The 17,388-nt window shown below is 39.0% G+C and carries 18 protein-coding genes; 8 read left to right on the forward strand and 10 right to left on the reverse strand.

What is annotated here, in order from left to right; all coding sequences use genetic code 11:
* Window positions 1–641: 641 nt before the first annotated feature.
* Together A1D26_RS02910 and A1D26_RS02915 are read right to left on the reverse strand one after the other, a co-directional pair.
* On the reverse strand, window positions 642–1,856 hold the full coding sequence (locus tag A1D26_RS02910) for an aromatic amino acid transport family protein (protein WP_157402597.1): 1,215 nt from the start codon (window positions 1,854–1,856) through the stop codon (window positions 642–644).
* A gap of 194 nt (window positions 1,857–2,050) precedes the next feature.
* Entirely contained in the window at window positions 2,051–3,994 is a 1,944-nt protein-coding gene (locus tag A1D26_RS02915) for a PhoX family protein (RefSeq protein WP_157402598.1), read from the reverse strand.
* A gap of 152 nt (window positions 3,995–4,146) precedes the next feature.
* Between A1D26_RS02915 and A1D26_RS09685 the strand changes: the two genes are divergently transcribed.
* Window positions 4,147–4,281 carry a hypothetical protein gene (locus A1D26_RS09685; RefSeq protein ID WP_262508728.1) on the forward strand — a complete coding sequence of 45 codons (135 nt, stop codon included), beginning with the start codon at window positions 4,147–4,149 and terminating at the stop codon, window positions 4,279–4,281.
* A 50-nt stretch (window positions 4,282–4,331) separates the two neighbouring features.
* Here A1D26_RS09685 and lpcA read toward each other — a convergent pair whose 3' ends face one another.
* Window positions 4,332–4,916 (reverse strand): D-sedoheptulose 7-phosphate isomerase, encoded by a 585-nt coding sequence (gene lpcA, locus A1D26_RS02920; protein WP_157402599.1) that lies wholly within the window; start codon window positions 4,914–4,916, stop codon window positions 4,332–4,334.
* Window positions 4,917–5,080: 164 nt separating this feature from the next.
* On the opposite strand from lpcA, the gene frr reads away from it, so the two are divergent.
* Window positions 5,081–5,638, forward strand: coding sequence for a ribosome recycling factor (gene frr / locus A1D26_RS02925; protein WP_157393890.1), 558 nt, complete (start codon window positions 5,081–5,083; stop codon window positions 5,636–5,638).
* Window positions 5,639–5,733: 95 nt separating this feature from the next.
* Here the strand turns inward: frr and A1D26_RS02930 are convergent, their stop codons facing one another.
* Together A1D26_RS02930 and A1D26_RS02935 are read right to left on the reverse strand one after the other, a co-directional pair.
* Window positions 5,734–6,276, reverse strand: a complete 543-nt coding sequence (locus A1D26_RS02930; protein ID WP_157394682.1) for a carboxymuconolactone decarboxylase family protein — start codon at window positions 6,274–6,276, stop codon at window positions 5,734–5,736.
* A 39-nt stretch (window positions 6,277–6,315) separates the two neighbouring features.
* Window positions 6,316–7,383, reverse strand: coding sequence for an acyl-CoA dehydrogenase family protein (locus A1D26_RS02935; RefSeq protein ID WP_157402600.1), 1,068 nt, complete (start codon window positions 7,381–7,383; stop codon window positions 6,316–6,318).
* Window positions 7,384–7,593: 210 nt separating this feature from the next.
* Between A1D26_RS02935 and A1D26_RS02940 the strand changes: the two genes are divergently transcribed.
* Genes A1D26_RS02940 through A1D26_RS02950 form a run of 3 tightly spaced genes read left to right on the forward strand, consistent with a single transcriptional unit; the run spans window position 7,594 to window position 10,337 of the window.
* The gene (locus A1D26_RS02940) at window positions 7,594–8,391 is read left to right on the forward strand and encodes an ABC transporter ATP-binding protein (protein WP_157394684.1); all 798 of its coding nucleotides are present in this window, start codon (window positions 7,594–7,596) and stop codon (window positions 8,389–8,391) included.
* Between the two features lie 12 nt (window positions 8,392–8,403).
* Entirely contained in the window at window positions 8,404–9,570 is a 1,167-nt protein-coding gene (locus A1D26_RS02945; protein WP_157394685.1) for an ABC transporter substrate-binding protein, read from the forward strand.
* A gap of 20 nt (window positions 9,571–9,590) precedes the next feature.
* The gene (locus A1D26_RS02950) at window positions 9,591–10,337 is read left to right on the forward strand and encodes an ABC transporter permease (RefSeq protein ID WP_157402601.1); all 747 of its coding nucleotides are present in this window, start codon (window positions 9,591–9,593) and stop codon (window positions 10,335–10,337) included.
* Window positions 10,338–10,454: 117 nt separating this feature from the next.
* On the opposite strand, the gene gmhB is transcribed toward A1D26_RS02950, so the two are convergent.
* Genes gmhB through A1D26_RS02970 form a run of 4 tightly spaced genes read right to left on the reverse strand, consistent with a single transcriptional unit; the run spans window position 10,455 to window position 13,414 of the window.
* Window positions 10,455–10,997 carry a D-glycero-beta-D-manno-heptose 1,7-bisphosphate 7-phosphatase gene (gmhB, locus tag A1D26_RS02955; RefSeq protein ID WP_157402602.1) on the reverse strand — a complete coding sequence of 181 codons (543 nt, stop codon included), beginning with the start codon at window positions 10,995–10,997 and terminating at the stop codon, window positions 10,455–10,457.
* Entirely contained in the window at window positions 10,987–11,466 is a 480-nt protein-coding gene (bcp, locus tag A1D26_RS02960; RefSeq protein ID WP_157402603.1) for a thioredoxin-dependent thiol peroxidase, read from the reverse strand. Before bcp ends, gmhB begins: the two co-directional genes overlap by 11 nt.
* 9 nt (window positions 11,467–11,475) lie before the next feature.
* Window positions 11,476–12,723: a molybdopterin molybdotransferase MoeA gene (moeA, locus tag A1D26_RS02965; RefSeq protein WP_157402604.1), complete on the reverse strand. Its 1,248-nt coding sequence runs from the start codon at window positions 12,721–12,723 to the stop codon at window positions 11,476–11,478.
* Between the two features lie 58 nt (window positions 12,724–12,781).
* Window positions 12,782–13,414: a MarC family protein gene (locus A1D26_RS02970; protein ID WP_157402605.1), complete on the reverse strand. Its 633-nt coding sequence runs from the start codon at window positions 13,412–13,414 to the stop codon at window positions 12,782–12,784.
* A gap of 81 nt (window positions 13,415–13,495) precedes the next feature.
* Here A1D26_RS02970 and A1D26_RS02975 point away from each other — a divergent pair, with 81 nt between their 5' ends.
* From A1D26_RS02975 to A1D26_RS02985, 3 genes are all read left to right on the forward strand, one after another.
* Entirely contained in the window at window positions 13,496–15,439 is a 1,944-nt protein-coding gene (locus A1D26_RS02975; RefSeq protein ID WP_157402606.1) for an ABC transporter ATP-binding protein, read from the forward strand.
* A gap of 107 nt (window positions 15,440–15,546) precedes the next feature.
* The gene (locus tag A1D26_RS02980) at window positions 15,547–15,822 is read left to right on the forward strand and encodes a type II toxin-antitoxin system HicA family toxin (RefSeq protein WP_157402607.1); all 276 of its coding nucleotides are present in this window, start codon (window positions 15,547–15,549) and stop codon (window positions 15,820–15,822) included.
* Complete coding sequence (locus A1D26_RS02985; RefSeq protein WP_157402608.1) at window positions 15,815–16,147, forward strand: type II toxin-antitoxin system HicB family antitoxin; 333 nt, start codon at window positions 15,815–15,817, stop codon at window positions 16,145–16,147. Before A1D26_RS02980 ends, A1D26_RS02985 begins: the two co-directional genes overlap by 8 nt.
* A 111-nt stretch (window positions 16,148–16,258) precedes the next feature.
* Here A1D26_RS02985 and A1D26_RS02990 read toward each other — a convergent pair whose 3' ends face one another.
* Complete coding sequence (locus A1D26_RS02990) at window positions 16,259–17,293, reverse strand: ABC transporter substrate-binding protein (RefSeq protein ID WP_157402609.1); 1,035 nt, start codon at window positions 17,291–17,293, stop codon at window positions 16,259–16,261.
* Between the last annotated feature and the right edge of the window lie 95 nt (window positions 17,294–17,388).

The raw sequence follows: 17,388 nt of genomic DNA on the forward strand, positions 1-17,388 counted from the left end.
AAATACAACCTAATAATTGTAGAAGTCAAACCAGTAAATGTCAATTATGGCTCTAATAGGATTTTCAGATAGAATTGCCTACTTTGCGATAGTGAAAAGGTAAAGTAAAAAAAGTCAGCGTTGTGTAAGTATCATTCAAACGCTGTACAATTAATGCCAAAGAAAAAATGAGCTGTGCGATTACGGATACGGATTTTTGTTGTGCAATTAAATGGATTTAGCACAATGGAACAGGTGCTACAAGCGGTGAGATTAGTTGGTTTTTTTGCAAATCTATCGTTGATATTGTGTATTCAAACACAGGTTGTGTAATGGTAAGAATAAAATTTTATAAATTTTTTGAACTTTTTTTTAATGCCTTAGTCTTACCATTCGCTAAATGCTTAAACCCGTGTAGCAAGTTTTTTTCATTTCTTAGGTAAAGACCTCCGCCGATATTATGTTGATATCGGCTTTTTTTTCGCCTTTTGTCAGTTTTATTTGGCGTGATAAGTTAAGGCTATTTATTTGATTAGTTGTTATGTTTGATAGACGGACACACGCAGTGTGTCCCTACACCACGAAATAAATTTTTTATTTTTCAATTGGTTATGATTTTGGTAGGGACACACTGCGTGTGTCCGAACGATGAAATGAACAAATTAACCAACTACTTTCGGTAATAACCCTTGTTCAATTAAGAAAGGCACAATCACGATAAACACACCAATCACTAACGCAGTGAGTAGTGATGCCTTCCCACCTTTTACTCGGTAAGCTAATGTTGGATATTGGGAACGAAGTTTCCATACCATCGCAATTGGTAACACAATCGCATAAAAGGCAAACATCTGCCCTGCATAACCTAATGCCGCAATAAATCCTTGTGGGTAGAAGAAGGCGAATAACATTGGCGGAATAAAGGTCATTGCCCCTAATGTTGCTCGGTTTGCCTGAATGTTTACACGTTTTAATAAATCGTCTAAAGCTTCGAGCAAACCAAGTGCTACGCCTAAGAATGACGTGATCAAGGCAAGTGCGGAGAAAATTCTAACCACTGCACCAATAATGGAACTGCCGGTAATCTGTGCTGCGGCTTCCGCCAAGCCATTTAATGTTGGGTCTTTTTCTAAGATTTGTAAAAATTCTGTTTGGCTTAATACCCCGTGAGTTGCCAACTGCCATAAAATGTAAGCCACGAGCGGAATTGCTGTCCCGACTAAAATCGAAATGCGGAGGGCTTTTACATTCCCGTCTAGATATTTATTTAAACTTGGAATCGAGCCATGAAAGCCAAAAGCGGTGAAGAAAATTGGGCTGGCTGAAATCAATAAAGCATTATCAATCGGCATTTCTAATAGGTTTTCTACGGAAACCTTAGGTAACAATAAAACTAACACCAATAAGAAAGCCAAGATTTTACTGGTAAACAACAGGCGATTGACTGCATCAACACTGGTTGTGCCAACGATAACAAATACCCCAAACAGCAGGGTAAATAAAACCCCTGCAATGCGTGTGGTGGTTTCTGCATCCGAAATTGTGGGTAAAAATGCGGCTAATAATGAGCTACCCCCCGAGACATAAGCTGACAAAATCGCATACAAGAAAATGATTAACACCGCAGTGGAAACCACTCGCCCAAATGTGCCGTAATATTTTTCAGCCAATGTACCGATACCTGCATCACTGTCAACTGTTTGATACAGTTCTACAAATAACAACGCACTAAAACAGAGTAATAACCATAACCCCACCAATAACACCATGGTAAAACCAAACCCAATACCTGCTGATGTTAATGGCATTGCCAACATACCGCCACCAATTGTTGTACCTGCAACAATAAGCGTACTACCAAATGTTTTATTTTTCATACAAACCTCTAAAATTAAAAAAACAGCGGCATTGTATATATAACAAAACAGATTGTAAATTTATTATTACAAAAAAATAGATTATTGCTTGATAAAAAACGGATTTGAAAGGAAAAGTATGGAAGCTCAAATGAATCTGACAGATACTGTAATTTTAAACAGACACTGTCAGATTAGGTTAGATCGTCTGTAAATTAACTACCTATTACACCGCCATCATCTTTTGTAATTACCACTGTGGCAGCTCTTGGTCTGCTGTGACCATCTGGCCAGCTAGACACTGCTGTTGGATTTAGCGGATCGCTATCTCCATCTTTCGGCTCACCTGGGTGCTGAATGTTAATAAATAGGGTTTTATTGTCTGGTGTAAAGGCAATTCCCGTAACCTCACTGCCATTTGGAGCGGTCAGAAAACGACGGTATTCACCAGTCCCTGGAATAGTTGCAACCATCTGATTATTCCCCATACCAGCGTATTCCTTTTCATTCAATCTGGAAGAAGAAACGTCCGTTTGAATCCACAGTACGCCTCGATAATCAAAAGCTAAGCCATCTGGGCTACCGAAAATATCCCCCATAATGTTGCCCCTATGTTCCTCTTTGGGTGAATCTGGGTTTCCTGCTAATACAAAAATGTTCCACTTAAAGCTTAATTCAGTGCCATCACCATTTTTCTCTTTCCAACGAATAATATGTCCAAAACGGTTGTTGTTACGAGGGTTTGCGGCATCAGTACCAGGTTTGCCTTCTTTACCCCTTTCACTATTATTGGTTAAGGTACAATAAAGACTGCCAGACTCAAATGGATCGGCACTGATCCATTCAGGTCTATCCATTTTGGTCGCCCCTAATACATCACCTGCCATACGAGTTTTGACCAACACTTCACCTTGGTCAGCAAAACCATTTTCAGGAGTCAAACCATTTTGTCCAAACACAAGTGGTAGCCACTCTCCACTGCCATCTTCGTTGAATTTTGCGACATAGAGCGTTCCTTCTTCAAGCAAGCGCATATTCGCAACCCGATCTCCTTCTTTATAACGATTTTTGGAGACAAATTTGTAGATATATTCAAAGCGTTGGTCATCTCCCATATAAACGGCGACTTGTCCGTTTGGCGTGATGACCATTTCAGCCCCTTCATGCTTAATACGGCCTAACATCGTATGTTTACGAGGGGTCGAAGTTGGATTAAAAGGATCAATCTCCACTACCCAGCCAAAACGATTTGGCTCATTGGGATTAATTTCAGTATTGAAACGCTCATCTTCTTTACTCCAAAGGTAAGATTTCTCTTTAGATTTAATGCCATAACGTTTTTCCAATGCGGTTAGATTATTGCTTGGATTAACAAAAATATCGCTCCAGTTTTCTTCACAAGTTAAATAAGTTCCCCAAGGCGTTTTGCCATTGGCACAGTTTTGCATTGTACCGAGTACCACTATACCTTTTGGATCGGCTGCAGTCTTCATTAAATCATTACCCGCAGCAGGACCTGTTACGAGCATAGGAGTATGCGGTGTAATTCGACGAGCAAATGACGAAGGCATTACCACACTCCATTCATTATTTTCTCGTTTAACTTCAACGACTGAAATCCCCATTGCATTCTGGCTTTTACGCACTTTGGTTAAATCCCAATTTTCGATACCGTCTTTAAACAATAAACCATTGTCCACATACTCGTGGTTCATTGCTAATAGGCCATGTGTTGCGGTGTTTGAACCATAAGGTAAAGGAAAAAATGCCATTCCATCATGGTGCATACCTGCTTGAGCGGCTTGTTCTTCCGCTGAATTGGACGCATCAAATTTGAATTTTGGCATATTGCCCACTATACCGACAGGATCTCCCCACTTATAAAATGCCCTTGCCGTATAGCCTTTAGGTACAATAACTTTATCTTCTGTTGAAAAAGGGACACTGGTAAATCCTAAAGATGTTGCCCTTTCGAAAGTAGGTGCTGTTTTGGCAAAGCTAAGCGAAGGCATCATTGCCACAGAACCTAATACAGCCCCCGATTGCAATAATTTTCTGCGAGAAAGATGACAATCTAAAACTTGAGAAAACGCAAGGTTTTCCGAATCATTACAAATATCTTCTGCATTTGTTGTTTTCAATGATAATGGTTTACTCATAGATAATATCTCCTGAAGGTAATCAAAGGTTCTTTTATAGAACGCAGGCAGTTTATCAAGGGAATGTGACAGTTTGATGACATTGAATTGTTTATGAGAACCACATTGGGATAAATCAGAGAATACAGTGTAGAACCGCTATCAATATATTTATGTATAAGATCAGACTTGATCTGGCAATTCACGATAAAGAATGGGTGAATAATGGGGAATTTATGTCTTACTTAATCAAAATCAGTGTAACAGACAAAATGGATTGGGGCGGAAGGAATTTAAGGTCAAATTAGGTTTGATCTTCCACACATAAATTAGGGGCTAATACTAGCCCCTGATTTGATTATTCCGATTTCGCCATTTCAAACTCAATCAACATCATTAAAATATGGATGACTTTAATGTGTACTTCTTGAATACGATCTGCGTAGCGGAAATGGGGTACTCGGATTTCAACATCGGCAAGCCCAGCCATTTTTCCACCGTCTTTACCGGTTAAAGCGATCACTTTCATTCCTTTTTTCTTCGCTGCGTCAATGGCATTTAACACATTTTGCGAATTGCCCGATGTCGATATGCCAAATAATACATCGCCTTTTTGCCCTACCGCTTCAACATAACGAGAGAAAACATATTCATAGCCAAAATCGTTACTGACACAGCTTAAATGGCTAACGTCTGAAATGGCAATCGCTGGATAACCTGGGCGGTTTTCACGATAACGCCCTGTCAGTTCTTCTGCAAAGTGCATTGCATCACAATGTGAACCGCCATTACCGCAAGAAAGCACTTTTCCGCCTTGTTTAAAGCTATCTGAAATCAGTAATGCTGCTTGTTGAATTAAATTCAGGTTGTTTTCATCTTTGATAAATTTATCTAATACTTCTGCTGCTTCTTGAAGCTCTGCCAAAATCTGTTGCTGATACATAATTGCTCCTTTTGCAAAAAAATGGGTAAATCTGACCGCTTGTTATCGATCAAACGAATGAAGTCTATCACAATGCCCCATACTTAACACTAGGAAAAATGGCGGAAATTAGGTAAAATCGGCACGATTTATCATTCATCTCACTTTATTGAAAGGACAAAACAATGATCAATGAAATTAAAAAAGATACGCAAGACCGTATGGAAAAAAGCCTTGAAGCGTTAAAAGGCCATATTTCTAAAATTCGTACAGGTCGTGCTCAACCAAGTTTATTAGATGGCATTCAAGTCGATTATTACGGTTCTGCTACGCCATTACGTCAATTAGCAAACGTGGTCGCAGAAGATGCTCGTACATTAGCGGTAACCGTTTTCGACCGCTCGTTAATCAGTGCAGTAGAAAAAGCAATTTTAACGTCAGATTTAGGGTTAAACCCTTCTTCTGCGGGCACAACCATTCGTGTGCCACTTCCACCATTAACAGAAGAACGTCGTCGTGATTTAATCAAAATTGTAAAAGGCGAAGGCGAACAAGGCAAAGTGGCAATCCGTAACGTGCGTCGTGATGCAAATGATAAAATCAAAGCATTAGAAAAAGAGAAAGAAATCAGCGAAAACGAAGAGCGTAAAGCACAAGAAGATATCCAAAAAATCACTGATACTTATATTAAGAAAGTCGATGAGATTTTAGCGGATAAAGAAAAAGAGTTAATGGATTTCTAATTTTATTGAGATTTCTGATAAAGCTTAATTTGTTTGGCGTAATGGACACACACAGTGTGTCCATTTATTTTATTACCAGAAAACCAATAAGTTAATTACGCATAAGGTTGTAATTCTGGGTTGATAGGTGTATCTGCAAGGTTATTCGCATAGTTACATAAGCTCGCTAAACTCACGCCAAGTACAACATCTAACGCATTTTGTTGGGTGTAACCTGCCGCTAAAAATTCATTGAGTAATGTTTCACCCACTTTACCTTTAGTGTTGATTACCGCAAGGGTAAATTTTGCTAGTGTGTTTAGTTTTGGATCGCTAATTTCAGTGGTATTGCGTAGTGCTTGTAATAACTCATCAGGCATTTTGATCTGCTTAATAGAAATTGCGGTATGCCCTGCCACACAGAAACCACAACCGTTAGTCACTGCTGCGGTAATTTGTACCACTTCTCGCTCTGTTGGGGTTAAGCTATTGCGTTGATTGATTGCCCCAACGGTGCGGTAAGTTTCTAATGCCGTAGGTGCATTTGCAAGTACGCCAATTAAATTTGGAATATATCCGTTATTTTGTTGCACCGCTTTTAACGCCTCTTTTGCTGCTTCTGGTGCTGTTTCAATAGTGTGAATTTGAAATTTAGACATTCTGACCTCTATATAAAATGAAAATGTAAAAAATAAAGATTAACTTACCGCTTGTAAAATCGTTTTAAGCTGTAAAGCACTAGGCGTTACGACTGGTAGGAACGCCCCTTCTCGCCAACGGCGAATAAAGTCACTACCTCCATTGCGTAAATATCCTCTTCCGCCTGATGCTTGTAATTCTAACAGTAAACTTTGTGCAACAACATCAACAATATCAATACGAATTTGAAATAATGCTTTCGGATTTTCAATAAAATAATGTGCTTGATTTAACCCTTCTGCTAGCTGTGTTTGTAATGCGGTGAGTTGATCTCGTTGAGCTTGCCATTCTGGTTCCAATACAGAGCGATTACCCGATAAGGATTTTTCTACTTCAGCTAGGGCTTTTTCAGCTAAACCGAATGCCATTCCACATTGTAAACCTAAAAATGCAGGGCGGATCTGAGCTAAATATTGCGAAGCATTATAGTCTAAAATCCAATCTGGGTTGAGTGGGACATTATCTAATACAACACCTACTGTATTACTGCCTTGTAAAGCAACTAATTGTAGCTCTGCTGTGCGAGTTACTCCCTCAGCATTATAAGGTAATGCTAATACCACTGGGGGATTAGATCCATCAGCATATTCCGCCGCAAAAATGGTAACAAAACCTTTTTGGCTTAAATTCGTTACCCAAGGTAAACGCCCTTGTAAATAGCACTTTCCGTCTTTTTCAACAATTTTGACTTGCAATTCTTCAATACCTGTTAGGAATTTTACGGCATTTGATAAACCTGTACCGCCCGATAATTTCCCTGCCAGTAGATCGGCTAAGTAGGTTTCTCTTGGTATGCTATTTTGGCTTGTAATTAAATTTTGGATAAGGGTTCTATGCCCCCAAGTAATAAATGCTGCGGTTAAGGAATGATTTGCAATTTCTTGAATAGATTCAACCGCTTGTTGTACCGTTCCGCCTACGCCACCAAACTCTTCTGGCACACCAATTTTAAAAATACCTTGTTGTGCGACACGAGAAAATAACTCATCGGCATATTGATTAGATTGGTCTAGCTCATTTGCGTGTGCATCTAGCCATTGCACAAAATCAGCAGATAATAATGACATCTTAACTCCCAATGTTTTATAACTTTTAACTAGTTGAAATAGTAATGTTTTTCTTAAGTACCACAAATAACCAAAGTTATTTTTATATTCCTAATTGATATAAGATTTTTTATTCCAAATTAGCATATAACAGAATTTGAGATTCTTTCCTTATTTGTCCATTATTCCTTAATGTAACCATTATTTGATATTCATTGAGATAAACAACCTGTGTTAAAAGTAACTGATATTGCTCTCGGCTATGTAAAACAGAACCAATTCAATACCATTTTGGAAAAGGTTTCTTTTGAAGTTGCTCAAGGAGAACTAACTTGCTTACTAGGCTCTAGTGGTGTAGGAAAATCCTCACTACTACGGGTACTTGCTGGTTTAGATAAAGCCAAACAAGGCTCTATTACTCTGTTTGATCAACAAATTGAGCAACCTAATGCGGAAATTGGTTTCGTATTTCAATCTCCCTCTCTGCTTCCTTGGCTAAATGTAAAACAAAATGTTGCCTTTGGATTAGATTTTGCCTGTCGTGAAAAGCTGTCTAAAGGTGAAATTCAACAACGAGTTGAACAAGCCATTGAGGAAGTCGGTTTAAAAGAAGCCAGTAATGCAATGCCACACGAACTTTCAGGGGGAATGGCACAACGAGTTAATTTAGCCAGAGCGATCGCTCGTAAACCTAAGTTGATTTTATTAGATGAGCCTTTTTCTGCACTTGACCCCGTAATTCGTGAGCAAATGCAACAAATGCTACACGAGATTGTGCGTCATCATAATACAACTGCGGTGATGATTACTCACGATATAGATGAAGCCTTAATTGTTGCGGACAACATTCTATTGTTAGGAAAAAATAACCAACAACCTGCTCATATTATTGGACGATGGCAAATTGTCAGTGAATTTCCACGAGATAACTTATTGTTATTAAATGATATTCGTCTTGATATTTTGCAGACTTTACAAGCAAGCCAACAACAGCATAAACAACATAATAGCCTTGAATACCTTATTTAACAGGAGTTTTAAATGTACACCAACCGTAGAGATTTTTTAAAATTATTAAGTTTATTTACCGTAGCAGGCAGTGCTCCGTTATTACAAGCTCAAGAAAATAAACGAGCAATTGATAGTAACGCACCATTACGCATTGGCTATTTACCAATTACCGATGCAACGCCATTATTAGTTGCTCACGCAAAAGGTCTATTTGAAAAGCAAGGTATTGCGGTCGAAAAACCTGTTATGTTTCGTAGCTGGGCTCAATTAGTAGAAGCCTTTTTAAGTGGGAATGTGAATGTTGTTCATCTACTTTCTCCAATGAGTTTATGGGCAAAATATGGCTCAAATGCACCTGTTAAAGTCGTGATGTGGAATCACTTAGCAGGCTCGGCATTGACTGTTCGCCCTGATATTAACAGCGTTGCGGAATTAGGTGGAAAAACGGTTGCGATTCCATTTTGGTATTCCATTCATAACATTGTGTTACAGCAATTATTAAGGGCAAATAATCTTTCTGTTACCGAAAAAGAACCTCAAGCGAATGAAGTTAAATTAACGGTAATGCCACCTTCTGATATGGTTGCAGCACTTGCAAGCGGTAATATTGCTGGCTTTATTGTGGCAGAACCATTCAATGCACTGGCTGAAGCGAAGAATGTTGGTAAAGTGTTGCGTTTTAGTGGCGATGTTTGGCGTAATCACGCTTGTTGCTTAACACTTATGCACGAACAAGATGTGAATGAGCGTCCTGAATGGGTGCAGAAAGTTGTTAATGCTTTAACAGAAGCCCAAGTCTTTACCTTAAATGATCGTTTAGAAACCGCTAAAATTCTTTCTCGTGGCAACGGATATACTCCGCACGATCAGAAAGTATTAGAAGCAGTGCTTGCACCAACAGAACAACAATGGGCAAACTATATCAAAACTGGTGCAATTCAGCACCCTGAATGGCACCAAGAGCGTATTGGTTTCCAACCGTATCCTTTTGATTCTTATATGGAAAAATTGGTAGAAGTGCTGAAAGAAACACATATCTCAGGCAATAATGCTTTCTTAGCTAAACTTGATCCGAGCCAAGTTGCTAGAGATCTAAATGCTCCACAATTCGTGAAAAAAGCCGTAGAGCAAGGTGGTTGGTTAGAAACCTTTAACTTACAAAACGGTTGGACTCGTGTAGAAGAAATTGCGATTTAATCGGTTTGATAAGGATAATTATGAAACAAAAATACCTATTGGGAGCGGGTGGATTGCTCTCATTATTTGCAATTTGGCAAGGGGGAGCATTGCTACTAGCAAAAAGTGTGCCGATTGCGACTAATCTTGCTCCCCAAGCAACATTTGAAAGCCTTTGGTGGTTATTTTCATCAGGCGAAATTATTCCGCACATTACGGCAAGTTTACGGCGAATTGCGGTGGGCTTAGGCACTGCATTGCTCGTTGGTGTGCCTCTTGGACTTGCGTTAGGATTTTCTAAAAAATTAGAAATGTGGTGTACGCCATCTTTTCAATTATTACGAATGATCTCTCCGCTTTCGTGGATGCCGATTGTGGTAATGCTACTCGGTGTAGGGGATTTACCCGTTTATTTCTTACTGGCTTTTGCATCGGTATGGTCTTTAATTATTTCGACTACGGCTGGCGTGAAAAGCATTGATCCACAATGGCTGTTACTTAGTCGTTCAATGGCAGCCTCTAAAACAGAAACCTTATGTAAAATCGTTGTACCTGCGATTGGTAGCCACGTTTTAACAGGATTAAGAGTTTCAATGGGGATTGCTTGGGTCGTATTAGTACCTTGTGAGATGCTTGGGGTAAATGAAGGGTTAGGCTATTTCATACTCGATACAAGAGATCGTCTTGCTTATTCAGAATTGATGGCTGCTGTTGTAATTATTGGGCTAATTGGTTGGGGATTAGATAGTTTATTACGCTTTGCCCTTGCTAAAGGGGGAAATAAGTAGTTTAAATAACTAAAGTGCCATCTTCATCTTAATAGATTGGTGAGAAAATGTTTTATTCAGACGCCAAGCGTGGCGTCTCAGATTATTAAGCAAGACAAACCTCAAAAGAGTGTAATATCATATAAATTTAGGTAAATCCGCCAAGCTATCTAACACTTTGTCTGCTTTAGCTTCAGCTTCGGCAGTAACCGCTTTACCTGTTCTCACTAAAATTTTTGTTTTTACGCCAGCATTTTCTGCGGCTAATAGATCTTCTAATTTATCGCCTACCATTACAGATTGAGCTGGATCGATATTCAGATCTCGAATAGCTTGGGTGAACATTCCCGCCTTAGGTTTACGGCAATCGCAATCTTCTCGATATTCGCCCTTCCCTTCAGGGTGATGTGGGCAATAATAGATACCGTCAAAATCCACACCACGATCAGCAAGCGACCAATCAAACCATTCCGTCAGTTGTAAAAACTGATCTTCACTGAAATAGCCACGTGCAATCCCCGATTGATTCGTTACGAGTACCAGTAAATACCCTTTTTTCTTTAAGGCAAGCAACGCATCAATCACGCCATCAATAAAGTGAAAATCGTCAATTTGATGCACATAGCCGTAATCAACATTGATTGTGCCATCTCGATCTAAAAAAATTGCTTTATTTGCCATTTTCTAGCCCTTTTACAAAATCGACAATCAGTTGATGATGTTCACTAGTTTTAAATTTGTCAAAAACTGCGATGATCTTACCGCTTTCATCGAGCAAAAAGCTGATGCGATGAATGCCATCGTAGGTTTTTCCCATAAATTTTTTCTCGCCCCATACGCCAAAGGCTTCGGCAATTTGATGATCGGGGTCAGATAACAGAGTAAAATTCAACGCTTTCTTTTCAACAAACTGTTGTAATTTTTTCGGTAAATCTGGGCTGATACCAAGTACAACGACATTCAATTCATCTAGTTCAGTTTTGCTGTCTCTTAAACTACAGGCTTGAGTCGTACAACCTGGGGTAAGTGCTTTAGGATAGAAATAGACTAATACTTTTTTTCCTTGAAATTGTGCAAGAGAAACAGCTTCGGCATTTTGATCTAATAGTGTAAATTGTGGCGCTTGTTCGCCTACGGTTAATAGTTGCATTGTTGCCCCTTATTTCAATAAAAAGTTAAATGGCTGAATGGTAACCTTTTCACCTTGTGCAACGTTACCACGCTCTTGTTCTAATACAATAAAGCAGTTGCTTTCATTAAAAGCACTGAAAATATGTGATCCCTGATTGCCAATCGGTTTGACTTCTAATTCGCCTTGTGGATTGACGCGATAAAAACCCCGTTGGAAATCTTGTCGTCCAACCGCCTTTTTCAATGGAGTCGCAACATAAGCGGTAAGATTTGGCGAGAAATTTGCAATTTTTTCAGCAGAACAACCCGCTAATTTCATTAACGCTGGTTGAACTAATTGATAAAACGTAACCAATGCCGAAACAGGATTACCCGGCAAGCCAAAGAACCAGGTTTTATTATCCGTATCTTCTGAATTTAACTGCCCAAAAGCAAAAGGTTTGCCAGGTTTCATTGCGATTTTCCAAAAGCCAATTTGCCCGCGTTTCTCTAAAACGTCTTTGGTAAAATCCGCTTCCCCAACAGAAACGCCGCCACTGGTGATCAATACCTCTGCATGTTGTTGTGCCTTTAGAAACGCATTTTCAAATTGGATTGGATCGTCAGGTAAAATGCCATAATCCGTAATTTCACAATTTAATTTTTCCAGCATTAAACATACGGCAAAGCGGTTGGTGTCATAAATTTGCCCCGATTTGAGCGGATTTCCTACACTAACTAGCTCATCGCCTGTTGAAAGAATCGCCACTTTAATGCGTGGAGAAACGTTTACCTGTGCAATGCCTAATGAGGCGAGAAGTGGTAGGGTTGTTACATCTAATTTGCTCCCTTTCGCTAAGACTAACTGCCCTTGTTGAATATCTTCGCCTTGCTGGCGGATATTCTCCAAGTGCTTAGGCTGACGAGCTAAACAGACTGAACCATCATTATTAAGACTTGTTTCTTCTTGCATTACAACAGCATCTGTTCCCTTTGGAATAGCTGCCCCTGTCATAATGCGAACACACTGCCCTTCGCCTATTTCGTCAGTAAAGGGATTACCTGCAAAGGCTTTTCCAATTACCGTAAGCGGTTGGTTAATGGAAAAATTTTGCAAATTGACCGCATAACCGTCCATTGCAGAATTATCAAAATGAGGGACGTTAATCGGCGAAAAAATATCTTCAGCTAAAATTCGATTCGCTGCCTGATCGAGTGAGATCTGCTCTATTTTGTTAGGTGTAGGCAACTCTTGTAGCATTTGTTCAAGTGCTTGTGAAAGTGGAAGTAATGACATTGTTTTCTCTTTAAAAGTGAAAAAGGACGTATCCAACACGCCCTTTTAAATCAATAGATTAAGATAATGGTGTATTGGAAACTTGGGAGATAAAATCACGCAACCCTAGTAAAATATTGTTAATCGCAACCGCAGATAAAATTAAGCCCATTACTCGACTAATAATCGCCGCACCCGCATTACCAATTAAATGTTGAATACGATTTGCAGCTAAAAAGAGTAAATAAGTAATAACCAATACGGACAACATTATCCCTGTTGTAATAAATTGATCAGAAAGACTGTAACGATGATTATCCGTTAATAATACCACAGCCATCATCGCCCCTGGTGATGCAATGGAAGGTACCGCCAATGGATATACCGCTAATTCACTTAAGTTACTGCGAATTTTGATTTCTTGATCAGGTTTTCCTTCCCCGAAGATCATTGATAATGCAAAAAGTAACAGAACTAGACCACCTGCGATTTGGAATGCGGATAATGGAATTTGCATTGCTTCAAGTAACCATTGTCCCATCACCAAGAAAAAGAGTAAAATCCCAAATGAGATTAAAATTGCGTTACGCGCAATTTTACGGCGATCTTCTGGAGATAACCCAATCGTTTTCGCTAAATAAACAGGAATTGAACCAATAGGGTCAATTACCGCCCAAAGTACAACAAATTGCACAACTAATGAATCAAACATTTACTTTCCTTAATCAAATGAATAGATAAGCTTTATTGTGCATTAAATTTTCGTTAATACAAGCAACTTATATAAATTTCAATGATATTTTTTACAGATTTAACCTTAAAACGCGGGCAAAGTGTCCTACTCGAACAAGCCAATGCAACAATCCATACAGGACAAAAAGTGGGGCTTGTTGGCAAAAATGGCTGTGGCAAATCTTCTCTTTTTGCCTTACTCAAAAATGAGCTATCTCCCGAAGGGGGAGAGGCGAAATATCCGCATCATTGGTCGATTGCATGGGTAAACCAGGAAACGCCTGCGCTAGATATTCCTGCGATTGATTATGTCATTCAAGGTGACCGAGAATACACCGATTTAATGGCACAGTTAGCCCAAGCCAATCAAACTAATAATGGTAATTTAATCGCAACCTTACACGCTCAATTAGATACAATTGATGCTTGGACAATTCAATCTCGTGCTGCCACCTTACTCAATGGCCTATGTTTTAGTACTGAACAGCTTGATTTACCCGTTAAATCCTTTTCGGGTGGTTGGCGAATGCGTTTAAATCTCGCTCAAGCACTAATCTGTCGTTCTGATTTGCTTTTATTAGATGAGCCAACCAACCATTTAGATTTAGATGCAGTAATTTGGTTAGAGCGCTGGTTAAGTCAATATCGTGGCACATTATTACTGATTTCACACGATAGGGATTTTCTTGATCCGATCATCAATCGGGTGCTACATATTGAACAGCAGAAACTGAATGACTATACGGGGAATTACTCTTCCTTTGAAATTCAACGTGCAACTAAACTGTCGCAACAGCAATCTGCTTTCCAACAGCAACAGCAAAAAATGGCACATTTACAAAAATTTATTGACCGTTTTAAAGCGAAAGCAAGTAAAGCTAAGCAAGCTCAAAGCCGAATGAAAGCCTTAGAAAAAATGGAGCTTATCGCCCCTGCGTATGCAGATAGCCCGTTTTCCTTTGAGTTTAAAGAGCCATTAAGTTTACCTAACCCATTACTTTCAATGGAAAAAGTGAGTGCTGGTTATGGCGAGAATACGGTTTTGCAGTCTGTTAAACTCAACCTTGTTCCCGGTTCAAGAATTGGTTTATTAGGACGTAACGGAGCCGGTAAATCTACCTTAATTAAATTATTAGCTGGCGAAATTAGCGCACAATCAGGTCATACTCAACTGGCTAAAGGCGTACAGCTTGGCTACTTTGCACAACATCAGCTTGATACATTAAGAGCCGATGAAAGTGCGTTATGGCATTTAGCTCGCCTAGCCCCCGAAAAAACCGAGCAAGAATTGCGTAATTATTTAGGCGGTTTTGATTTCCATGGCGACAAAGTAAAGCAAGCAGTAAAGAGCTTTTCAGGGGGAGAAAAAGCCCGTTTGGTATTAGCACTTATTGTTTGGCAACGCCCAAATCTATTGTTATTAGATGAGCCAACCAACCACTTAGATTTAGATATGCGTCAAGCCTTAATGGAGGCTTTAACACAATATGAAGGCTCGTTAGTTATCGTTTCGCACGATCGCCACTTGCTCCGTAGCACCGTCAATGAATTTTATTTGGTGCACGATCATAAAGTGGAAGAATTTAAAGGGGATTTAGACGACTATCAGAAATGGTTAAATGAGCAAAATAACTTATTGGAACAACAGAAGAAAAATAATGTTGCAAAAAATGGAGATAATCCAACCGCTTGTGATACGCCAAACGAAAATGAAAACAGTGCAGCAAGCCGTAAAGAACAGAAACGTTTAGAAGCAGAACTTCGCCAACAAACTGCCCCGTTGCGTAAACAGCTCACGCAGTTGGAAAAAAATTTAGAGAAACTCACCGCTTGTTTACAAACATTGGAAGACACACTTGCTTCTCCTGAAATTTATGAAGCGGAGAATAAAGCTAAATTAACCGAAACACTTGCTCAACAAGTCGCCACCAAAAAACAGCTTGAAGAAGTTGAAATAGAATGGCTTGACTTGCAAGAGCAATTAGAAAGTTTGTTGAATGGCTAATTTTGCGATAACGATCGAGAAATGATAAATTGCTGATTAAAACATGATTGAGATAGTTTTATCTTATTTGCATCTTCTGGTAATTAAGATTAAAATAGTACTAAATTATGGTATCAAAACATCTCAATAAAAAACATCAACGAACCTTAATCCAAATTTATCAGCACCCTATTTCAGCCAATATCAAATGGGAAAGTATTGAAAATCTCTTTCTTGCTTTGGGTGCTGAAATTTATCAACGAGAAGGGAGCCGTATAGCTGTTATTTTATTTGAGCAAGTAAGAGTATTTCATCGCCCCCATCCTGAACCCACAACCGATAAAGGGGCGATTGCAACTATTCGTAAATGGTTCTCTGAAAATGGAGTCTATCCCTATGCGTAATATCATGGAAATCAATGGTCACAAAGCCACTATATCTTACGATCCCGATACTGAGCTATTTCGCGGTGAATTTATTCACTTAAACGGTGGCGCTGACTTTTATGCTGATAACGTAAATGATCTCCGTAAAGAAGGAGAAACTAGTTTAACCTTATTTCTTGAATTATGTCAGCAAAAAGGTATTGCACCATATAAAGAATACTCAGGTAAATTTAATGTGCGTATTAGCCCAGACTTACACGCAGCCGCAGTAGCCGCAGCTAACGCACAAAATTTAAGTTTAAATGAGTGGATAAGCCAAACATTACAGCAAAATGTGCCGTAATATTAATGACTTATTTGATAATTTAGAACATATAATTGAATCTTTCTCGGTACCGCATCCATAAAATACCGAGAAAAGATTGAGAAAATTGCAGTCAGGTATAAGAACGAATTACTTCGCTAGTTTAACTTCTGATAGCCATTTATCAACTAAGCGTTTTCCTTCTTCACTTGAACCAAAGCGTTCAAAGTCTAATTCTACTAATTTAACGCCTGATAATTTAACCGATTGCGGAGCAACTTCTGCTTTCACATTTGTTGGAATTTGATAAACACCATGTTCACGCCAAGGAATTTCTTGCGCTTCTTTAGATAATACCCAATCCATAAATAGTTTTGCGTTATCTAAATTTCTTGCTCCCTTGATGATACTTACCCCACCTAAAGCATAACCTACCCCGTCTTCAGGAAGAACTGACTCAACTGGTGCACCTTTCTCTTTTTCAGTGGCATAACTATGAACAAATCCAACAGTGGCTGTACTTTCACCACGAGATAAATTTGTAGTAACAAGACTACTTTTTACATATTGAGAAATGTTAGCATCAAGTTGTTTTAAGTATTCAAAGGCTTTTTCTTCACCCCATAATTGAATTAATGTTGCAATAATGGTGTAAGTTGTGCCAGAAGTACGCGGATCAGGCAGTTGAACTTCCCCTTTTAATTTAGGATTGAGTAAGTCAGCCCATTTTTTAGGTGCTTCAATGCCTAATTTCTGTAATTTTTCAGTGTTTACCCCAAAACCAAGAACGAGCATATAAACGATAGAAGTAAAATCACCTTTTTTACTTTCCATTAAGCTTTTAAATTCAGGTAAGATTTCGGCTTGATTCGGTGAACGATAAGCTTCTAATAAGCCGAGTTGCCCTGCTTGGAAGTGAGGTTCAATTGTACCACCATACCAAATATCAGCTTGTGGATTATCTTTTTCCGCTTTAATGCGTGCAAAAATAGTACCTGTCCCACCGTGAATAAATTGGGTTTCTACATTGTATTTCTGCGAGAATTTTTGGGTCATATTTTCACAGACATTATTTTGAACAGTGCAGTAAACGGTTAATTTACCCTCTGCATTGGCATTGCTCATCGCAAATAACGGACTTGCAAGACATAAGCTTGCGACTAATGACTTTAACTTTCTTTTCATTTTACATCTCCTTCAAATGAGCTGCGAAGTGTAACATCTAGGTAAACGATTGCAAATAATCACTTCGGCATAATCTATGCTAAAATGAGCTAACT

It is taken from the genome of Ursidibacter maritimus, assembly GCF_009761395.1.
GTDB classification, from domain to species: domain Bacteria; phylum Pseudomonadota; class Gammaproteobacteria; order Enterobacterales; family Pasteurellaceae; genus Ursidibacter; species Ursidibacter maritimus.